This is a genomic window from Microcoleus sp. w2-18bC1, assembly GCF_036700365.1.
In the GTDB taxonomy this organism is placed as follows: domain Bacteria; phylum Cyanobacteriota; class Cyanobacteriia; order Cyanobacteriales; family Microcoleaceae; genus Microcoleus.
The window spans coordinates 46,703-66,729 of sequence record NZ_JAUBOS010000028.1; the positions used below are offsets into that span (position 1 = coordinate 46,703).

Consider the following 20,027-nt stretch of genomic DNA (forward strand, 5'->3'; position numbering starts at 1 on the left):
TTTTTGTTGAGTTGCTAGATAGCTATATCTGTCTCTCTTAGACAACTACATCCTTCTTCCTTCTGAAATATCCCCTAACAACTGATACCGCAACTCGAATTAATTGCATCATGCTTGCAGGATGAGCGATCGCCCAGACATTGATTGTCAGACAAGTAATTGCCATAACTAGCAAGATGTATGTCGGAGGCATTACTACCCCGATCGCGAACCAGGTAAAAACGTGAAATATCATTGCTGTAGCCCAAAGGCTGGCCACAGCGACAGACGCCCAAATTTGCATTCGAGGTCGGTTTAGTCCTATCAAAATCGCTGTATGCAAAGTAGTCAGCAAGTTTGCCGGAACTAAAAAGGCACAGATAGCTATGCAGTAGGTATGAGAAAATTCAGTAACTGTATTGAAGTCGATCATCAGTCTAATTGTCGGGCCTGTTGGGTATACTTAAAGAGCTTAGCGTGACTTGACTTTCAGATCTTGTCACCCTTACCTTAACTTAATATTTCAGTAAGTAGGCCGCTCTGGAGACGCATTTCTCTCCCCCTTTTCCAGCAGGCAAAATTTTACCACAAATATTAAAGTTTTGGGAAATTATTAAACATACTAGAAGAATGGCAACAATTGCTATGATAATTAACATCGGGAAGCGATAGTATAGAAGAGCCAAGTCGGTAAAAATTCTAGAACGCTGAGGCGGCTTAAACAGCAACACATACTGCAGGCTGGTTTTCGACTAAATCATTTTTGATTCGCTGAGTATCGGGTGATTGATTCTCCGTGTCCGTCAAGGGATCGAGCCATTATGCGATCGAACAATATGAGATTTTTATGGAAAAGCCAATTTGCTCTCAAATCTCAAATCAATAGAACCTCTCGAAATTTTACAGCGGAAGACAAAGAAAATGGATCTACAAATCACAATTCCCGCACTCGAAGAAGTGGACTTGACAAACTGCGACAGAGAACCCATTCACATATCGGGGCACATTCAGCCACACGGGGTTCTACTTGTTGTACGAGAACCTGAACTAGAAATACTGCAAGTCAGCGAAAATACGCAAGATTTGTTAGGAGTAGAGCCGGAAAGTGCGATCGGTCGAAATTTGAGCTTATTCTTCAATCGAGTTCAACTAAAAAAACTCAAGCTTTGTTTGTGTAATGAAAACTTAAAAACCGTTAATCCCATCAAGCTCTCTGTCATAAACAAAGGTAAATATTTAGAATTTGACTGCATCCTCCACCGAGTAGAAGAAGTATTGATGGTCGAGTTGGAATTAGCCACCAGCCCAGAAAATCTTTCTGTTTTTAGTTTTTATCATTCAGTGAGAGCCACTATCAGCAAAATTCAAAGCGCCCAAAATCTCAAGGAATTATCTCAAATAACTGTAGAAGAAGTCAGAAAAATATCTGGTTTTGATAGAGTCATGGTCTATCAATTTGACCACGAAGGCAACGGCGCTGTAATCGCTGAAGACAAAGCAGAAATCCTGAGTCCTTTCTTAGGATTAAACTACCCAAGTTCAGATATTCCCAAACAAGCCAGACAACTGTATGCGTTAAATTGGCTGAGGTTAATTCCAGATATCAATTATCAACCAGTCCCCCTTGTTTCAGGAAATAATGCTGTCACGACCCAGCCCCTCAACCTTAGTTTCAGCGTATTGAGAAGCGTTTCTCCCATCCACATAGAATACTTGCAAAATATGGGCGTTGCAGCTTCGATGTCAATCTCATTAATCAAAGACAAAAAACTGTGGGGATTGATTGCTTGCCACAACTATACACCAAAACACCTCAACTATGAATTGCGCGCAGCCTGCGAATTTATCGGGCAAGTAATGTCCTTAGAACTGCAATCAAAAGAAGGAAACGAAGACTACGACTACAAACTACACTTAAAATCCATTCAAACCAAGATTTTTGAAGACATATCCACGTCCGAAAACTTGTCAGAAGTGTTAGTTAAATGTCAGCATAATTTACTAGAAGCAGTCAACGCCCAGGGAGCCGCAATAGTATTTGGAGACAATTGCTATCAAGTAGGGCAAACACCTCAAGGAGAAGCGCTCAAATACTTAACTAATTGGGTGCAAGAGCATTTAAATAAAGAAATTTTTTATACAGACTCGCTCACCAAATGCTATCCAGAAGCTGAGGAATTTAAAGACACGGCCAGCGGGTGTTTGGCGATAGCAATATCGCCAACTCAGAAAATATACGTTTTGTGGTTTCGCCCGGAAGTAATTAAGACCGTAAATTGGGCGGGCAACCCCAACAAACCAGTTGAAACCGATGAAGATGGCAACCCTCAACTGTCTCCTCGGAAATCCTTCGAGCTGTGGAAAGAAAATGTGAGGTACAAATCGTTGCCTTGGAAACAATGCGAAATAGACGCTGCATTGGAATTGAAAAAAGCAATGATTAATATAGTGCTGTGTCAAGTCGATAAACTCGAAAAATTAAATACAGCACTAGAAGCATCAGTCGCCAGAGAACGCGAAAAAACTGCTAATTTAAAAACAGCGATGTCCGAGCTTAAGCGGGCGCAAACTCAATTGGTGCAAAGTGAAAGAATGTCAAGTTTGGGACAGTTGGTGGCGGCGGTAGCTTATGAAGTCACTAACCCGATTAACTTCATCTACGGCAATCTTAGCTATGCTAATGAATATAGTCAAAAAATGATCAATTTATTGCAGCTTTACGAGCAGCACTATCCGTCGCCTTCGCCAGAAGTTCAAGCACAAATAGAAGCAGTAGAATTAGAGTTCATAGTTGAAGACTTACCCAAGTTGCTGGGCTCAATGAAAGTAGGAGCTAACCGCATCCGCGAGATAGTTCAGTCGCTGCGAAACTTCTCTAGAATTGACGAAGCAGAGATTAAACCAGTTGACATTCACGACGGATTGGACAGCGCTTTATTGATTTTGAGCAACCGACTCAAACCGAAGCCCGATCGCCCAGCAATTCATCTCATCAAAGAATATGGCTCTCTGCCTTTGGTTGAGTGTTACGCAGTTCAAATCAACCAAGTATTTATGAATGTACTGACAAATGCAATTGATGCTCTCGAAGATGCCTTTGTTAACAATAATTTATCGTCGCACGGCGACGAAGAACAGCCAATTAAGTACGGACAAATTCGGATTGTGACTGAACTTTGTCCCGGAGAAAAAGCTGTAGCAGTTCGGATCAAGGACAACGGTTGGGGCATGGAAGAAAAAGTTCGCCAGAAAATTTTTGAGCCTTTTTTTACCACAAAACAGTTGGGGAAAGGTGCAGGGATAGGTTTGGCAATTAGCCACGAAATTGCGGTAGAACAACACGGTGGCAAATTGACTTGCTTTTCAGCCCCCGGAGAGGGAACCGAGTTGATTATTGAGATTCCCTTGAGCCAAACTCATCCGACACCCATTGTCAAGTGAAAAAAAGTCCGCGCTAGCGAAGCTATCCCCAAGGCTAGGAAATCGCCCCAATTCAAAAATCGAAAATTCGATTAAAATACAAAAGCAGCTAAGTAGATTTGAGCCAATTCAGAGGAAGCTAGTATGACTGAAAAAAAAACCGCCCAATGGGATGCCGGCCGGTTTCTCAAAACCTTGGCTTATTTCGGCGTCATTCCCTTCATTGGCAGCATTAGCTGGCTGCAACAACTCTTTGGAAGCAGCAGCAAAACTAAAAAAGACCAACCTAAACTGATACTGGTAGCCGGTGCTACCGGCGGCGTCGGAAAGCGAGTTGTCAAGCGGCTGCAACAGCGGGGATATAGAGTGCGAGCCCTCGTCAGAGATACCAAAAGAGCAACAGAAATTCTCGGCAAAAATGTCGAGTTAGTCGAAGGAGATATCACTCTCCCAGAAACCCTAACACCGCTAGTAACCGAGGGCGTGGAAGCAGTTATCTGCTGTACCGGCACTAAAGTTCAACCAGTAGAAGGAGACACCCCAACCAGGGAAAAATACTATCAAGGCATCAAATTTTATATGCCGGAAGTTGTGGATGTTCCCGAAATAGTCGAATACAAAGGCCTCAATAATTTAGTGCAAGCTGTTCGCCGCCAGCTAATTCAAGCAGGCGAAAAAATAATTTTCGACTTCACAAAACCCAGCCAAGATTTAAAAGAAACTTGGGGTGCGCTAGACGATATCGTGATGGGTGGCACCAGCGAAAGTTCGATTCGGCTGACAGACAATACAGCTATATTCACAGGCAATGTTTCTACTGCCAACTCGGGCGGCTTTGCTTCGGTGCGTACCCGCAACTTTGATCCTCCGCTTAATCTCACAGGATTTAGCGGCATCCAACTACGTGTCAAAGGGGACGGCAAGCGCTACAAATTGATTGTTCGCAGCGAAGCTAAATGGGATGGAATTGGCTATTGCTATTCGTTTGATACTGTTTACAATATCTGGATTACTGTCACTGTTCCTTTTGATGAGTTAATTCCAGTATTCCGCGCCAAAACTGTCAAAGATGGCTCTAAATTTGATGCCAGCAGTATTTTTTCTTTTCAGTTAATGTTGAGCAAGTTTGAATATGATGGCGCGCTCAACCCGAAATTTACACCGGGTATTTTTCAACTGGAGTTAGAATCTATTAAAGCTGATGGGGGACAGACTTTGCCGCGATTTGTGATGGTGAGTTCGGCAGGAGTTACCCGCCCAGGTCGCCCCGGAATTAACTTGGAAGAAGAACCGCCGGCAGTCAGGATGAATGATATGTTGGGGGGAATTTTGACTTGGAAGTTGAAAGGGGAAGATTGTGTGCGATCGAGCGGCATACCTTATACTATTGTCAGACCCTGCGCTTTGACTGAAGAACCGGGAGGCAAAGCTTTAATATTTGAGCAAGGAGACAATATTAGGGGCAAAGTTAGTCGGGAAGATATTGCAGAATTGTGCGTGGAGGCTTTGGAACAACCTCAAGCTTGCAACGTTACTTTTGAGGTGAAAGAGGGGGAAAATGGCGGTTCTCCCGGAGACTGGCAGGGTTTGTTTTCGGGAGTTAAATAATTATTATTTGTAGGGTCGAAGTCTAGATCCCCCCTAACCCCCCTTAGTAAGGGGAGGACAAGAAATCGTTTCAAGGACTCAGCGCTGGTGCGCCGAATAGTACCCTACAAATGCGAGTTTTCTAACTGGTTCCCAGGCATAGCCTGGGAATCAATGTCCAGAGGCTCTGCCTCGCTTGTTAGTAGGAAAATTGGAGGCCGAGCCTCCAGATATGCGTTACCAGGCAGAGCCTGTTAACGAGTAAAGTTACCAATTACCAATTACTATGTCTGTGACTTTTTCCCGACGCTATTTGACGCCTTATTTGTTTTTACTTCCGGCTTTATTTATTTTGAGTTTGACTGTTTTGTGGCCGGCGGTGCAAGCTTTTTATTTGAGTTTTACTAATTACGAATATGATTTAACTCAAATGCCACAGTGGGTGGGTTTAAAGAATTTTAACAGGTTGTGGGGCGATCGTACATTTTGGCAAACTTTGACGAATACGCTGCTGTATCTTACCTGCGTTGTGCCTGTGTTAGTTGTTCTACCGTTGGGAATGGCGATTTTGTGCAACCAAAAACTTAAGGGGATGAACTGGTTTCGTGCAGCATACTATACGCCGGCGGTGATTTCAATGGTTGTCGCTGGGATTGCTTGGAAGTGGCTGTTTGCTGAGACTGGATTGCTGAATCAGTTGGGGGAATTGTTGGGTTTGCCTCCTGTTTCTTGGCTGGCTAATCCGAAGTTAGCAATCTTTAGCGTCATGGCGGTTACTATCTGGAAAGGATTGGGTTATTACATGGTGATTTATTTGGCAGGGCTGCAAGCTATTCCGGCAGAACTTTATGAGGCGGCTGCTATTGATGGTTCTGATGGTTTGGGAAAGCACTGGGATATTACTGTGCCGCTGATGAAGCCTTATTTAGTTTTGGTAGCCGTGATTTCGGCGATTTCTGCTACTAAGGTTTTTGAAGAAGTTTATATTATGACTCAAGGCGGGCCGCGAAATAGTTCTAAGACTGTTGTTTATTATCTTTACGAACGGGCTTTTAAGGATTTGGAAATTGGCTATGCTTGTACGATCGGGCTGGTTTTGTTTTTGCTGATTTTGGGTTTGTCGATTTTGCAAGTTAGCCTTCAGGGTTTGACTCGCAATGATTAATATTGGTGACAGATTGGTAGTGATCCAGATATTGCAACATTCTCATCTCAAGAACAGGCAAGATGCCTGTTCCACAATACATAAAATCTCCAAAACAGGCAAGATGCCTGTTCCACAATACATGAAATTCCTTGTGGGGTGTCCCGCCGGCTCTAATTTCTCCTAATTTTAGACTTGAATATCGATAAGGCCATCGCTCACGGCTTTGGGCAGGTTTTATTGGCGAAATCACAGGTATAAATATAGGGTTTCTGCCAGTTCAAAGGAATTTCTAATAAATCCCTGGTTCCGGTCATTCCCTGTCCCAGAAAGAGCAGCACAGCGATCGAGTTCAATATCACATGGATAGTGCGCCAGCGATTTGAGCGGTCTTTGTAAATGTCTTCAATGATGGCAAGGGAAAAAACCATAATTAGCGCAGCGGTGATGCCAATGTAGTAGTGAGACCAATACCATTCATTGGTTCGCCGATAAACGCCATCTTGAGTGCCAAGAATCACCAAACCAGTACCTGTTAGCGTTGCGAATATGCCACGCCATAAAGCGGGTGTAGCTCGATAAAGCATCACCAAAGAGGCGATCGTTGCAACAAACATCAGCACAATGAAAATGACCTGAAACGAGTTTTTGCTCCAAACATCCTTGCTCAAAATATGCTCAAAAATCGGGTAGGCGAGACCCAACAACGTCACTCCTACCACAGAACCTGACAGAATTCGACCTGCTTTGACGTGTTCTGGACCGACTACAGGTGGAATTTTGCTCTTGGTGTCGATCGCAATTTGCTTCCGACGCTGCATGGTTTGCCACCCCATATTGAGAACAACACCAAGCATAGGAAAAACAATCGCTACAGCTAAAATAGGATGCAGCAAACCCAGAAAATCTTTAAATTCCATAAATAACCTTTTTGTTGAGGAGGGTTGGCTTCATCAACCCGGTTTTTGCCATACATAATATCATATCCGGCCATCTAACCACAGTAATTTTGTAGTCAGGACTCATAGTAATTGTTCATCTGCCTAGAGATAACTGAAGTCCTGACTACAAACACGCTTTATCAAGGGTAACTCACCGGAAATGTTGATAAATCCGAAAATATAGCAATTGTCAATTGGGTGAGGTACAGCTTTCTCAATTACGCAATTACGCAATTACAATTACCTTCTTCTCAGGGAAATGAAAACTGCTGGTGATAATCTAAGTGGCAGTTAGCGGCGACTAATTGCCTTCATCACTTTGAGCTTAGCGCAACAGTTCTTTGTTATTCAGAATAGCCGGCCAATTTTTGTTTCCTGAAAAAATGTGACCAGGAATATCCCCCATCCATTGTGCTTGTACTGTTTTATCGTAGTTGAGATAAAGCTTCCCATTAACGATTTTCCAGGCGTCAGGCTGGGTGACAACAAGATTTCCTTCACTGGTACCCTGGGCGCAATATCCACCGTATTGAGGAGCATACTTTTCAGGATTGTTGGCAAACATATCACGGTTTGCTGCACTAGCAAACATCCAAGTTGTTCCACCCCAATTATGTTTAAATTGGCTAACTCCCATAACTAATTTGCTTTGGGTGAAATAGGCTACGACATCCTGACCATCAAGAGCCACACCGTTTTCGGTGTAGAATTGAGGATGAAGGGTTGTTGTGCTGCTTTTACCAGCACAAGGATTGGCTTTACCCGCGCAAGGATTGGCTTTACCCGCGCAAGGATTTTCTTTACTCGCGCAAGGATTGGCTTTACCGGCGCAAGGATTGGATTGTGCAACCTTGGATGAAACGGTTGTAGAGTTTAAGTTTGTGGAAGCCTTGGAATTGGCGTAGCTAAAATTAGTTGTTACCAAACCGAGAATGGTGGCAATGGCGATCGTGGTAATGTATTTTACTTTCATGTGTCTAATTTCCAGATCAGCGGTTCAGAGTATTCTTTTTTTAGGTGGGCGTACTTACTTAAAAGCCTTCACAAATCTTACAAGAACCAGCGAGTACCCTCAATTATGTAATACAAACCTGTCAGAATTAGAGCGATACTGCCAAATCGGAGAATTGACTCGGAATGCTGCATCAAAGTCTTAGCTTGCTTGGCAAAACCTGTCAATAGACTGGCAAGAAAGATGATGATTGTATATCCCAGAGCATAACAGATCATGGTCAAGGTTCCTAGCAATTGTGAACCAGTCGCCGCTGCCGCTGCCAGTACAGCAAATAAAACCGGGCTGGCACAGGGAGAACTCACCAAACCAAATGTCAATCCTACCCCATATGGTCCCAAATTTGAAGCATTTATATTGACTCCTGGTAAAGGCAACTTCACAATTCCTAGCAAGCTCAAACCCATGATAAAAATGATGGTTCCTACAACAATGTTGATGTACCCCCGGTAATCCACCATCACAGCCCCGGCAAAGGAAGATGCCAGCCCGAACAAGCTGAGAATTGTCATAACTCCCAACACAAATAAACTGGCTTTAACGAAAGCATCTCCCTTGGAAGTGATATTACGAGTACCAATGTAGCTCAAATTAACGGGTAACATTGCCAGAATACATGGTGAAATACTGGCGATTAAACCACCGATAAACGCCAGGGAAAACAACATCAGTGGGTTGGCTGTATCTTGCTGAATAAACCATTGCTGATAGCGGTTTTCAGTTACCGAAATTAGATGTTCAATCGCCTGAGAAATGGGGCCTGTGATGACCAATGCAAGCACTAAGCTCAGGACTACCAATCCACCCCAAAATAACCATCTATTCGGAAATTTGAAAACTTTGGGGGTTTTGGTTTGGGACTGAGGCTTTTCAAGATTTGTCATGGGTTTCTCCTGAAATAAATATTTAATCTGCTTATACCAATTTCATGTGAAGTTGCACCTATCCCTATGCCCCTCTAAATTCCCCTTAATAAGGCGGACTTTGAGTACGCTATTGTCCCCCCTTTATTAAGGCGAGTTAAGGGGAATCGGGATATGTGCAGCCTCATAAAAACTTGGTATTACCGAGAATCTGAAACCAGCTATTTTTTGGCAAGCGCCTGATCCAGCACGGTTGTATAGGTAGATTTGTTAGGATTGTTACGATGCTGCGCTAGAATATTTCCTGTGGCAGGGTCGATGATGGTTAGACTTCCCGTTTGAGACTTATTTGCCGCTAAAAATTGGCTGAGTCCTAACTGTTTCGCTGTCGCCTCTGCTTTAGAAATGGTTGATTTATCTGTCATATCTAGCACGACAAAATGCACTTTTCCTGCATATTGCTGTTTCAGTTGGGAAATGGTAGGGGCAATGTTTTTGCAGCCAGCACACCAGCTTGCATAAATGTCAACCACAACAGGCTTTCCTTGCAATTGTTTCGCTAGTGGACCTCCTACGTTTCCTTGCTTTGACGCGCAGGGATTTTTGGACGCGCAGGGGTTTTTGGACGCGCAGGGATTGGTTTGCGCGATCGCACTATTAGGTGTAGCAGAGGTGTTGAGTGTCGTTGCAGTCACAAGCGATAATGTAAGCACCAAACTACTTAGACATAAGCTGAGCCATAATGCTGGTTTACGCATATTCAACCTCCAAAATCTAGGGTTTATGTACAAGAGGGATAGTAGAAAACTTTTTGAGTCTCAATCCGGCTGCCTCTATGAATTGAGATTAACTGCATTTGATTCTAGAAATATGAGTGTAAGATGAAGAGCAGATGGATTTTGGATAAAACCATGAGCAGTTACTAATTGGTCAGCAAAATTTCGTTTGGGATTGCCATATCCATTGATTTACGTGGTTCTTCAGCTAAAATTTATCTGTGCCTTATGAACAGATCATCTAGTTGCAAGGAATGTTTTATAGAGTGGAGATTAAACCTGACTATATTTTAGTAGTGCAGTAATTTAACCGCGAGTTGAGCAACGATGACAGGAAAAAATTGGTTTGTGACTGATGATGGACAGTGCAATATTTTTGAGCCTACAAGTCAAATTGAAGATTTGACCCATCCCTACCGACTTTACCGCTTTTTAACTGACTTGGAAGATGTATTAGAGCAAATTAGTGATGATTATTTACGACTCCAGGCAATTTGTCCTCTTGTCCGCAGGTTGTTAGATAGTTCTTCCTGGTTTCAAATTGCTCTCCTTGAGCCTGACTCTGAGACAGGCTGGGCCGTACAAACACTGTATGATGAACCATTTTTCCCTCTGACGGTGCAGTTGGTCGCTTGGGCTCCGGGTGCAGTTTCTCCGATTCATAATCATGCCAGTTGGGGACTGGTGGCGCTACTTGATGGACAGGAGAAAAATACTTTTTGGCAGCGATCGCCAACTCGCAAGTTTCCAGATCAAATCACAACAGTAGGAGATATTTTGCTAGCCCCTGGTGACGTTTTGTGCTTCATGCCAGATGCGATTCATCATGTGGAAGCACTCGGAGATAAACCAACCATTAGTTTTAATCTTTATGGTGTAACAGATTACGATCGACGATTTGAGTTTAACCAGATTAAAGGTACTGCGGACAACTTTTAAGATAGCAGCCTGATGAAAGCAAATATCAACAAATATCAAATATATCGGGCGATGGCAATCGCGGCTGCACCAACTTTCAGGCGTGGTTCAGGCTTCGAGACTGGACGGGTTCGGAGGCATGAACCACAACTCCGGCTTTTGATTGCTATAGTTTGGATTTTCATAATTTTGATGCTTAATTATCCTCACTACCTGACGATATAATGAAGCTAATTCGCCAAGTTAGAGCCGCTATCAACCCTCTCACGGGCAAGCGAATTTCCACCTCTTCGCTTCAGTTTCGCCTGACGCTAGAATTGCTGGTACTCTCGATTTTAGGACTTAGCAGTGTGGCATTTTGGGCCGGCTGGCAAAGGTCACAAAATCTAGTCGGTGCCCATAAAAAAACCCTAGAATACATTGGAATACGCTTTCCCGAACAGGTTGAGCTTTATAGTGAAATGGGCTCACTAGAAATTGGCTTAACCCGAAGCGTCCATAAAGCTTCCACAGGAGGAATCATGGTGTGGGTGAAGCGAAATGATGGGATGCTTTTGGTAAATTCACCTGATATGGATCTGCAATCTTCTAAGGTTACGAAGATGATATCGTTGACGGAAGTACCTGCTGAGCCTACTTTTGTTCAGGTGGGCGATCGCTACTTGGTGATCTGTAGCACAACTCTGAGGATTAAAAATGAGTCGCTGGGTACGGTATATTTCTCTCAAGATATCACTGATGAGCAACGTCAATTAAATGATGGGATTCGCAGTCTAATTTTTGTCAGTATTGTGGTAATCTTAGTGTTAATGTTGGCGATCGCCAGTCGCATTCGTCATGCTCTCCATCCTTTGGAACATATGAGTCAGGTAGCTAGCACTTTGTCTGCTGATAATTTGCAGGCGGCAGAACTCCAACTGCATCAGGCTCCTGATGAGATTTTAGGACTAGCGCAAACCTTTAATGAGATGTTGTTTCGCTTATCTAGTTCTTGGGAGCAGCAACGCCAATTTGTCGGTAATGTTTCCCACGAATTACGCACTCCTCTGACGGTTGTAGTTGGTTATTTACAAAGTTTGCTGCGACGCAGCACTAACTTAAGTGACTATCAGCAACAAGCACTGGAAACAGCCGTTGGGGAAACTGAACGCACGATTCGGATGTTAGAAGATTTGCTCGATTTGGCACGGGCTGATAGTGGCAACTTGCACTTTCGTTTGAATCCGGTGATACTGAATACTCTGGTGGCTGAGGTAGCCCAGATGAGTCAAAAAGTTAGCAATCGAAAAATTATTTTCGTGTCAAATGATGAGGATGTTGTAGCCTGTGCGGATCAGGATCGTTTACAACAAGTGTTAATTAACTTAGTCGATAATGCAATCAAGTATTCTGCTCCCGAACAACCAGTTGAGTTAGTCTTGGAAAAGAGGGAACAGCAGGTGATGATTCACGTGGGCGATCGCGGCATTGGTATTTCTCTCCCTCATCAAAACCGGATTTTTGAGCGATTTTACCGGGTGGATGAGTCAATGACGCGCTCTAGAGACGGTACAGGGCTGGGATTGGCGATCGCCAAAAGCCTGATCGAAGGCATGGAAGGACGTATTACGCTCCGCTCTAAACCGGGAGAAGGTAGTATTTTTACTATCACCTTACCTGTCTGGAATCCGCAGCTATGAGCGATCGCATTCTCCTTGTTGAAGATGACCCTAAACTGGCAAAATTCATCGAATCTGAACTTACTCTGGAAGGATATCACGTCACTGTCGCCCCAAATGGATTGGATGGATTAACGATCGCTCGTGATGTTCAACCGCATTTATTAATTTTAGATTGGATGCTTCCCGGCATCTCTGGATTAGACATCTGTTTAAGGTTGCGATCGACTGGTGTTCAAGTACCAATAATTATGTTGACAGCAAAAGATGAAGTACCCGATCGCGTGACTGGATTAAATGCTGGAGCTGATGATTATGTTACCAAGCCTTTCAGTATGGAAGAACTCCTCGCGAGAGTTAAAGCACGTCTGCGCCGAACTCAAGCAAATGACCCGGATAATTTACAGTTTGAAGACCTAGTATTAAACGGTTTAACCCGTGAAGTTTATCGAGGCAGTCAACTAATTGAACTCACTGCCAAAGAGTTTGATTTGTTACAATTTATGCTGCAAAATCCCCGTCAAGTCATTACCCGCGACCGAATTTTAGAAAAAGTATGGGGTTACGATTTTATGGGCGAGTCAAACATTATTGAAGTGTATATTCGTGCGTTACGGATTAAGTTAGAAGCAAATAACTCAAAACGCCTGCTGCATACTGTTCGGGGAGTTGGATATGTGTTGCGAGAGCAAAAGTGAGGAGGGGCGGATTTACAAATACTTGGGATATGAAGTATGGATAATAGTGAACCCGCTCCTATTCTAGTACCTATTTTCTGGTAAAAAATTGACCTAAAAATCCGGTCGTTCCTGATAATCTTCCGCAGAACTCGGATCTAATTCCCACCGACTTTCATCTCGATGTTCCAGCATCTCTGTTGTGTGCAAAATAGCCCCATCTGGCAATTCTATGCCCGCAGCGGCTCCGAGTTCGTCAACAATATCCAGGTCGGGAGTAGGCGTGGTTCCGCCCACCGATTGCTCGCCAGTGGCACTTTCTTGTTCCGCAGCAGGATCGCCATCCTCGCCGCCGATTTGGGAACTGGTGGAAGAGTATCCCGAACTGCTGTCCTGCAGGGTTGTTATGTCGTCTTCGCTCACTCCCGGTTGATCGATGAAGCCGGTACCGTAAGATTCGGTAATTTCTTGAGGCAATTCGCCCAAATTATCATTATCTCTTGTTGTTTTTGCGTTGCGTTCCTTTTGCTGTGCCACGAGACTTGCTCCTGTTTGTTTTTGAACTCAATTAAATTAAAAATGTCCGAATTTCGCTTGATCTGAATTATTTTTACTTATTGCTAATAGCTGTCATTAAGTGGCATCATAATTGCTATTTAAGCTCAAAGCTTCTATCCCAGGAAATATATTGATTCGGCTCAGCTATTTCATTGGGAATACAAAAAGCGATCGCCCTTTTGCAACGGGCGATCGCTTTTTAATGTGGATGTTAATTCTATTCGGGAAAATCAGGAATTATCCATTTGGGGGGTTCCGTCCGTTTCCTTCTCACCGCTTCCTCTGCTATTTCTAGCATTTTATCCAGAGAAGTATTTTCAATGAAGTTGGACGTTGCTTCTGCGTATTCCCGCTTCGGGCACTTGTCGCCCAGAACGCAGCCATTGACGCAAGCTACAGCACAATCGACAGTGTTCTCCACCATAACTTTTTTTCCTTTCACGGTTCCAACAACTAATAGGCAGGTACTCTGGGTGAATTTGTCAAGAGACTGCTCTATATCTTTATTTTACTTCACAAATTGCCATCAAAGGTCGATCGCCAGGGCAAAACTGTTATAAAATCAAAGCAACCTACCTAATCTGCCGATCGTGAGTAATTTTCTGCGGCGCTTAAAACTTTTACCTTGGCGAGAAATGCTGCAAATTGCCACCCTCGTCAACTGCATCGTGGTTGGATTGGAGTTATTTTTAGCCTGGGGTTTCACGCAATCGCGGCCAATCCGCAACGTCGTGACGCTTCTTTACGGCCCATCCCTCGGGACATTGATACCTTTCGTTGCTGCACTGGGAATGGGAGCTTTAGCAGTGTACTTTTTAGAGTATTGGCAACAACAATTTTTGCTCAACCGAATTAGTTTGTGGGTTTTAGTTTTCTGCGTGCTCTTGGGTTTGGTGTTAAAGTCATTCCTACCCATCCCTCCTTTATTAGCAAGTTTATCGGAAGCTGCACTAATCGGAGTTACTGTGGGAGTTTTTTGGAAGGGCCGGCCTTATTGGCGATAGTCATGCCATTTGAGATTTGAGATTTGAGATTTGAGATTGGCTATGACTGATAAAGATTCGGGTTTGGTGCTTGTCTATAGTTACATTTTTTTTGATGAGAATATTATTAGACCTGTTGCGAAAGTCTCAGGCGATATCTAATTTAGTCTTTAAAGAAAGTTCATAATTATAAATACCAGCGATTAAATTCAATCTTAATTTGAAGGATATGTATTTTTATACCGGATGAGCTGGGATAATTTTAAGGAATCAGGAGACTTGAAAACCTCAGTAGAAGCTTATTATAGCTTCACAGGATATTATCGGTGAGTCCGTTCATACAGAGCGGATTTATCGTACGTAAAGCGAGAAAACCGAGCTTGGTGTAAAGAAAAAGGAATTAGAATCAGTGAACCACCTCTAGAAAGACCTCCAGCCAATGTGAGTAAAGAAAAAAAGAAGCAAACAAAGGAAGAGGAGAGGATTCGTCAGGCAATTGAAAGAAAATTTGGGGCTTGCGTAAACGAAGATTTAACCTGAATCTGGTAATGACAAAACTTGAGAATACCTCTATTACAGCTATTGCTATCACTATCACTTTATTAGTAATGAACCTTTCTACCTGGTGGCGCCGGGTTTTTTGTATGTTTGTATGCGGTTCGGGGAAAACAATCCCTGTTTTTGGGCTTAACATAATTTGCGCTTATATTTTACTCAAAATAAGGCTGAAAAAACTCATCTTTAACTCTGGTTGAACAATCAATCACTCCCCATCGGCAAAAAGCGATCAATTATTCAGCAAGCCCTATTTAGTTATGCACAAATTCACCTTGTTATCAAATTAATTTAGATGCGTTTACCCTGGCTATTCGTAAGGCGGCAATAGCGGACACTAGCAAGAGAAATTGTGCGCTATTGCCACCTTACAGAATATAAATTGTGCAGAATTACCGATCGACTAAAAACACAATTCTCAATTCCCCAATTTCATCGCATTTCAGGAACTCTCACAGTCTCTGTAGGAGGCATCATGGCTTCTTTAGCATTCAACTTTTGATTCAACTCCCGAATCCGGCGCGAAAGCAAGCGAATAATATTCACCGCAATTCCCGGCGTTTCATCAATCGCATCATAAAGCTGCATTTGAGTCAGCATCAAACACTCGGATTGTTCAAGAGTAGAAATAGAAGCCGATCGAGGTTCCGCATCAAACAGCGACATTTCTCCGAAACAAGCCCCTGCTTTCAACTGTGCCAAATCCCGATCGCCGATATGAACCCGCACCGTTCCCGATACCAAAATATAGAGAGACCGCCCTTCTTGTCCTTCCGTAAAAATCCTGTGCTTGGAAGGAAACGAAAGTTCATCCATTACCGATGCTAGACGCACGAGAAAATCATCCCGCAGTTCCTTAAAAATCGGAACCTCCCTCACAAACAATAGGCGTTCGACGCTTGTTAACATAATGAGATGCAATGATTAATTTAAACTTAAACAAAGGAAGAGGAAGAGGCATTGGGCATTGGGCATTGGGCATTGGGCATTGGGCATTGGGCATTGGGCATTGGGCATAGTTTCTTTTTGTTCCCTCTTCCCTCTTCCCTCTTCCCGACATCCGTTACATCCGTTACATCCGTCGAGCGAATCCGTTGCCGAACTTCCTTCTTCCTTCTTTACCTTTTTCCCCCAGCACCCAACTCTGCCATCATCTCTTCAACTTGAGCGGATACCAAATTATCGGGGTCATTTTGCAGCCTGGGCAACAATTCGACCAAAGCCCGGGGCGAGGCTATTTTCAAATAGGCTAACACTGCTTCGCGGACAAAACCCGTCGGGTGCTGCAGACAGACGAGAGTTTGTTGAGCCGTAAGACTCCAGCGCGCTTCCCTCGCCAAGTGAAAGCAGCAGGCCAAGGCCCAATCCGAAAGGAAGTGGCGCAATTCTAGCAAGCGGCGCAAACGATCGCTAGGGGCTAGAGGTTTGTAAACCATCAATTCCGAGAGGTTGCTCAATTTTTCTCTTTCCGAGTGTTGGTCTAACAAATTGATGAGCGATCGCTTCCTAGCTATATCCACAGTATTATCGAGAATTTCCAATCCCCTAGCAACCAAAGAAGGTTGGCCAGAAGCGATGTTGAAAGCAGCGGCTTGTACCGTGTCCAGCGGATAAAGAAACTTCATCAGCAAAAAACACCGGTCCCTAGCATCAGCTTCCAACCCAGCCAGAGCCCGCTGCAACAATTGAGCCGTATCGTTCCCAGGTTTCCGAGCGCTGTTGGCCTCTCGCTCTGAGAAATGGCCGTAGCTTGTTACCCCAGACAAATCTACCAGACCTGCATAAATTTGACCGATAAACATTAACTCCTGTTCGATAAGAGTTTCCAAGCCGCTACGGCCGATGCGGTCTAGAACCCCTTCTATCCCAGCTTCCGAAGGCATTTTCAACAGGATGCGGAGGATATTGCGCCTCGTCGTTCCCCAAGCCGTCATCAAATTGCTGACCAAAATGTCGATCGCCTCATTTGTCCCAATTTGACCCAGAGCCGTCCAAGCTTGCAACCTGACCAAATCCGACTTGTGGATATCCTCAGCCAAATACACGAGCAAAGGAATGGCATCGTTGTGAAGTTTGACTATAGCCTGCAAAGCCGCTTCCCTAGTCGACTTGTAACCAAGTCCGCGCAGCAGCGAAGGATAATATTCTTCCGAATGAGTAGACGAAATCACGTCTAACAGAGCGCAGCGCACTCGCAGAGACTCATCTTGCAACAGATTCGGGATATGCAGCCGCAGTCCTTGCAAATAATCAGCTTCTCCCAGAGCCCGCGTCCCCATAACACGTTCCCGCTCTTGCTTGTGTGTCAGCATTTGCCGCAGCGTGTTAGTAGCCTCTGCCTTTTGCAGGCGATCGCCCCTTCTCATAATTAAAGCAGCCGCCGTCCCCCGCACCACCGGATCGACCGTCGGCTGCAAGTAAGGCCTCAAGCTCTCAATATTCGGTTCAGCTTCCGTCAGCCAGATGTAGCGCAAAGCCAAGGCCAGAACCTCCGGTGGCAAGGATTGCTGCGAGAGTGCGCGGACTGATTCTAAATATGCGGGGTTCGGGTGTTGCAGCATCGTTTCCAAGCTCTGGCGCTGCAAACCTGGGGACAGCGAATCGAGGAGGGGAGCCAGAACTTCTCCGACATTTTTGGGGTCAATTTGCGTCAGGAGTTCTATGCAAGAGCGCTTTTCATCTTCGCCCCCCGGCTTTTGTAGAGTTTCCACCACTGCGCGTTTGAGAGCTTTGAGGTCAACGTCTGTGACTCCCAAGCGCCCCCGCTCCGCACTTTTGACCAACAAACCCACGTATTGAGAGCGGATCAACCATACGACAAACACCCACAACAGTGCCAATATGACGATCACGCCAATAAATATCAAGCTTTGCTGGTCGTGAAATACATTTTCGTCTTGCTGGGGGAGTATCTTGCCTGTCACCCACAGCATAATCAGGATGCCTACTCCTGTAGCTCCGCAGGACAAAGGTTCGCCCACACCGTTGACCAGAGTTTGAATGCCCGATCGAATATTGTCGGGAATCGGTTGAAATAAAACCGGGCTAACGGTTTCCAAAAGCGTGTAGTGCAGCAGTTCGTCTAAAAATCTCAGCAATATTAGCCCGATAAACACAGATACTAGCTGACCCAGAGATGCTCCTATGGTCAGCACCCCTAGTATAGCGATGCCCGCCGGCAAAATCATCGCGGTCACGAATACACCGATTCTTTCCACCAAGCGGCTCGAAGCGAACCACTGAGTCGCCACTTGAAAGAGGCCTTGTATGCCTTCATAAATGCCCAGGAAGCTAGCGATCCAGCTAGCTCCGTCCCCCGGGTTTTGGTATTCTAGCTGGCTGTAGAATTGGAAATCTACCAGCACATAGACGACTTCTGCGAGGATGAAGAAACTGACTAGAGGTACGGCGTATTTTTGAAGTGGGCCTGTAACTTTGCGGGCGGTAAATTCTTCTTGGTCGTCGTCTTCGTCGTCATCCGTCCAGTGAGCAGTTTCCGGGAATGCTTGGCTGTATTTTTCCGTGAGGTAGTAGAGCAACACCGAGCCTGTTGCCACCATCAGCCCCGATATGAGGGTAACGTTTTTGAGTCCGACTACGTACAGCAAAACAGGCAGAGAAAATCCGCTGACTACTCCAGCTACTAGATAGCCGCTACTGACTAACGGATAGGTGCGCTTGATTTCTCTAATATTAAACAGTTGGTTGGAAGTGATAGAAGTATTAAGGTCATTGAGGACATAGCAAGCTTCCACCCATAGCCACATCAAAAAAATAGTAATAAAAGCGATGCTGATGCCAGCTATCTTAGTATTTTCGTAGCCGATGCCGAATCGAAACAAAAATAGCGGTACCGACATCATGCCCAGAACCACTACGACGGTGCGCCTCAGCGGCAGGATTTTTTGCAGCCACGAGTAGACAAATCCCAAGCCAGAACCGATAAAGGCACTGGCTATGTAGATAAAAGGCATTTTGTCGGCACCGTACTCGTCTAAAAACAGACCTACTGTGCTCAGTTCCAGCCAGATCAGCCCGACAGAGGTTAGAGTGTAGACGAGGAACATGAGTACGGTTCGCTCTACTTCTTCCGATCGCAGGTTGAGCGATCGTAGCACTCCTTGTCTTACTCCCGCCGAACCGCTGATTTGAAAATTTTCCATGCAGCGTTGATTTCCCTGTGTGGTAGCTTATTCCTGACTAACTTCGGAAGTCATCAGCTATCAGTCACCAGTTTATGACTGATGACTGCTCACTAATGACTATCTATTTATACTTTTTTCGGCGACAGCAGCATCATCATACTGCGTCCTTCTTTTTTCGGCGCTTGCTGCACTTCTGCGATTTCCTGCAAATCTGTGGCCATGCGCTTAAGCAAGTCCTCTGCTAGGTTGCTGTGTTGGATTTCCCGACCTCTGAACATGATCGTGGCTTTTACTTTGTCCCCAGATTTGATAAAGCGGTCTGCTAGTTTGAGGCGCACTTGGTAGTCGTGTTCTTCAATTTTGTAGCGCATCTTCACTTCTTTAACATCGGCAGTGTGCTGCTTCCGCTTTGCTTCTCGCGCTTTCTTTTCCTGCTCAAATTTGTACTTCCCATAGTCCATTACCCGGCATACGGGCGGGTCAGCTTTGTCGCTGACAAGTACGAGATCGAGTTCTTTTTCTTCTGCCAGGCGCAGCGCTTCTGCAGGCGTCAATATCCCTAGTTGCGCGCCGTCGGTATCGATTACCCGGATTTTGGGGTATCGAATATTTTCGTTGATCTGGGGTAGGTTGCGATTTTGTCTTCTTTCAATCACAGGCATGAATGGTTTTACAAGCAGTAGTTTAATAGCGAAGCTTTTTGATAGTTACAGGTTTGATTGGTCAATTTTTCACGATTGACGATCAAACTGTTTTATAAGGTGTTACCCTTACCGGACGTACTACCGCGCCCTGTGTCCCCTGCGCTAAA

Annotated in this window: 17 protein-coding genes and 1 pseudogene; 8 read left to right on the forward strand and 10 right to left on the reverse strand. The window is 44.5% G+C overall.

Annotation, left to right across the window (positions count from 1 at the left end; translation table 11 throughout):
- Positions 1–37 precede the first annotated feature (37 nt).
- Complete coding sequence (locus tag QT979_RS16295; protein WP_333083474.1) at positions 38–412, reverse strand: hypothetical protein; 375 nt, start codon at positions 410–412, stop codon at positions 38–40.
- A 488-nt stretch (positions 413–900) separates the two neighbouring features.
- Between QT979_RS16295 and QT979_RS16300 the strand changes: the two genes are divergently transcribed.
- The 3 genes from QT979_RS16300 to QT979_RS16310 all read left to right on the forward strand — a co-directional run bounded on the left by QT979_RS16300 (position 901) and on the right by QT979_RS16310 (position 6,151).
- Positions 901–3,420 carry an ATP-binding protein gene (locus QT979_RS16300; protein ID WP_333216088.1) on the forward strand — a complete coding sequence of 840 codons (2,520 nt, stop codon included), beginning with the start codon at positions 901–903 and terminating at the stop codon, positions 3,418–3,420.
- A gap of 123 nt (positions 3,421–3,543) precedes the next feature.
- Positions 3,544–5,007, forward strand: coding sequence for a CIA30 family protein (locus QT979_RS16305; RefSeq protein ID WP_333216086.1), 1,464 nt, complete (start codon positions 3,544–3,546; stop codon positions 5,005–5,007).
- A gap of 265 nt (positions 5,008–5,272) precedes the next feature.
- Positions 5,273–6,151, forward strand: a complete 879-nt coding sequence (locus tag QT979_RS16310; RefSeq protein ID WP_333216084.1) for a sugar ABC transporter permease — start codon at positions 5,273–5,275, stop codon at positions 6,149–6,151.
- A gap of 197 nt (positions 6,152–6,348) precedes the next feature.
- On the opposite strand, the gene QT979_RS16315 is transcribed toward QT979_RS16310, so the two are convergent.
- The 4 genes from QT979_RS16315 to QT979_RS16330 form a co-directional block, all read right to left on the reverse strand.
- Entirely contained in the window at positions 6,349–7,050 is a 702-nt protein-coding gene (locus QT979_RS16315; protein ID WP_333311029.1) for a DUF4079 domain-containing protein, read from the reverse strand.
- A gap of 346 nt (positions 7,051–7,396) precedes the next feature.
- Complete coding sequence (locus tag QT979_RS16320; RefSeq protein WP_333216080.1) at positions 7,397–8,044, reverse strand: YHS domain-containing (seleno)protein; 648 nt, start codon at positions 8,042–8,044, stop codon at positions 7,397–7,399.
- A gap of 77 nt (positions 8,045–8,121) precedes the next feature.
- The gene (locus QT979_RS16325) at positions 8,122–8,967 is read right to left on the reverse strand and encodes a cytochrome c biogenesis protein CcdA (protein WP_333311031.1); all 846 of its coding nucleotides are present in this window, start codon (positions 8,965–8,967) and stop codon (positions 8,122–8,124) included.
- Positions 8,968–9,167: 200 nt separating this feature from the next.
- Positions 9,168–9,641: a thioredoxin domain-containing protein gene (locus QT979_RS16330; protein ID WP_333311033.1), complete on the reverse strand. Its 474-nt coding sequence runs from the start codon at positions 9,639–9,641 to the stop codon at positions 9,168–9,170.
- A gap of 408 nt (positions 9,642–10,049) precedes the next feature.
- On the opposite strand from QT979_RS16330, the gene QT979_RS16335 reads away from it, so the two are divergent.
- From QT979_RS16335 to QT979_RS16345, 3 genes are all read left to right on the forward strand, one after another.
- Positions 10,050–10,661, forward strand: coding sequence for a cupin (locus QT979_RS16335; RefSeq protein ID WP_333311034.1), 612 nt, complete (start codon positions 10,050–10,052; stop codon positions 10,659–10,661).
- Positions 10,662–10,864: 203 nt separating this feature from the next.
- Positions 10,865–12,319, forward strand: coding sequence for a HAMP domain-containing sensor histidine kinase (locus QT979_RS16340; protein ID WP_333311036.1), 1,455 nt, complete (start codon positions 10,865–10,867; stop codon positions 12,317–12,319).
- Entirely contained in the window at positions 12,316–12,996 is a 681-nt protein-coding gene (locus QT979_RS16345) for a response regulator transcription factor (protein ID WP_333217035.1), read from the forward strand. Before QT979_RS16340 ends, QT979_RS16345 begins: the two co-directional genes overlap by 4 nt.
- A gap of 93 nt (positions 12,997–13,089) precedes the next feature.
- Here the strand turns inward: QT979_RS16345 and QT979_RS16350 are convergent, their stop codons facing one another.
- Both QT979_RS16350 and QT979_RS16355 read right to left on the reverse strand, forming a co-directional pair.
- A complete protein-coding gene (locus tag QT979_RS16350; protein WP_333217037.1) occupies positions 13,090–13,512 on the reverse strand; it encodes a DUF6335 family protein in 423 nt (140 codons plus the stop codon).
- Between the two features lie 238 nt (positions 13,513–13,750).
- Entirely contained in the window at positions 13,751–13,957 is a 207-nt protein-coding gene (locus QT979_RS16355) for a hypothetical protein (RefSeq protein WP_190740439.1), read from the reverse strand.
- A 166-nt stretch (positions 13,958–14,123) separates the two neighbouring features.
- Here QT979_RS16355 and QT979_RS16360 point away from each other — a divergent pair, with 166 nt between their 5' ends.
- Positions 14,124–14,537 carry a peptide chain release factor 1 gene (locus QT979_RS16360; RefSeq protein WP_333217039.1) on the forward strand — a complete coding sequence of 138 codons (414 nt, stop codon included), beginning with the start codon at positions 14,124–14,126 and terminating at the stop codon, positions 14,535–14,537.
- A 201-nt stretch (positions 14,538–14,738) separates the two neighbouring features.
- Positions 14,739–15,271: pseudogene (locus QT979_RS16365) on the forward strand (transposase); the annotation flags it as partial.
- Positions 15,272–15,503: 232 nt separating this feature from the next.
- On the opposite strand, the gene QT979_RS16370 reads toward QT979_RS16365, so the two are convergent.
- From QT979_RS16370 to infC, 3 genes are all read right to left on the reverse strand, one after another.
- Complete coding sequence (locus QT979_RS16370; protein ID WP_190660410.1) at positions 15,504–15,980, reverse strand: Crp/Fnr family transcriptional regulator; 477 nt, start codon at positions 15,978–15,980, stop codon at positions 15,504–15,506.
- Between the two features lie 209 nt (positions 15,981–16,189).
- Positions 16,190–19,234: a HEAT repeat domain-containing protein gene (locus QT979_RS16375; protein WP_333215147.1), complete on the reverse strand. Its 3,045-nt coding sequence runs from the start codon at positions 19,232–19,234 to the stop codon at positions 16,190–16,192.
- 107 nt (positions 19,235–19,341) lie between these two features.
- The gene (infC, locus tag QT979_RS16380; protein WP_006635262.1) at positions 19,342–19,878 is read right to left on the reverse strand and encodes a translation initiation factor IF-3; all 537 of its coding nucleotides are present in this window, start codon (positions 19,876–19,878) and stop codon (positions 19,342–19,344) included.
- Positions 19,879–20,027 lie beyond the last annotated feature (149 nt).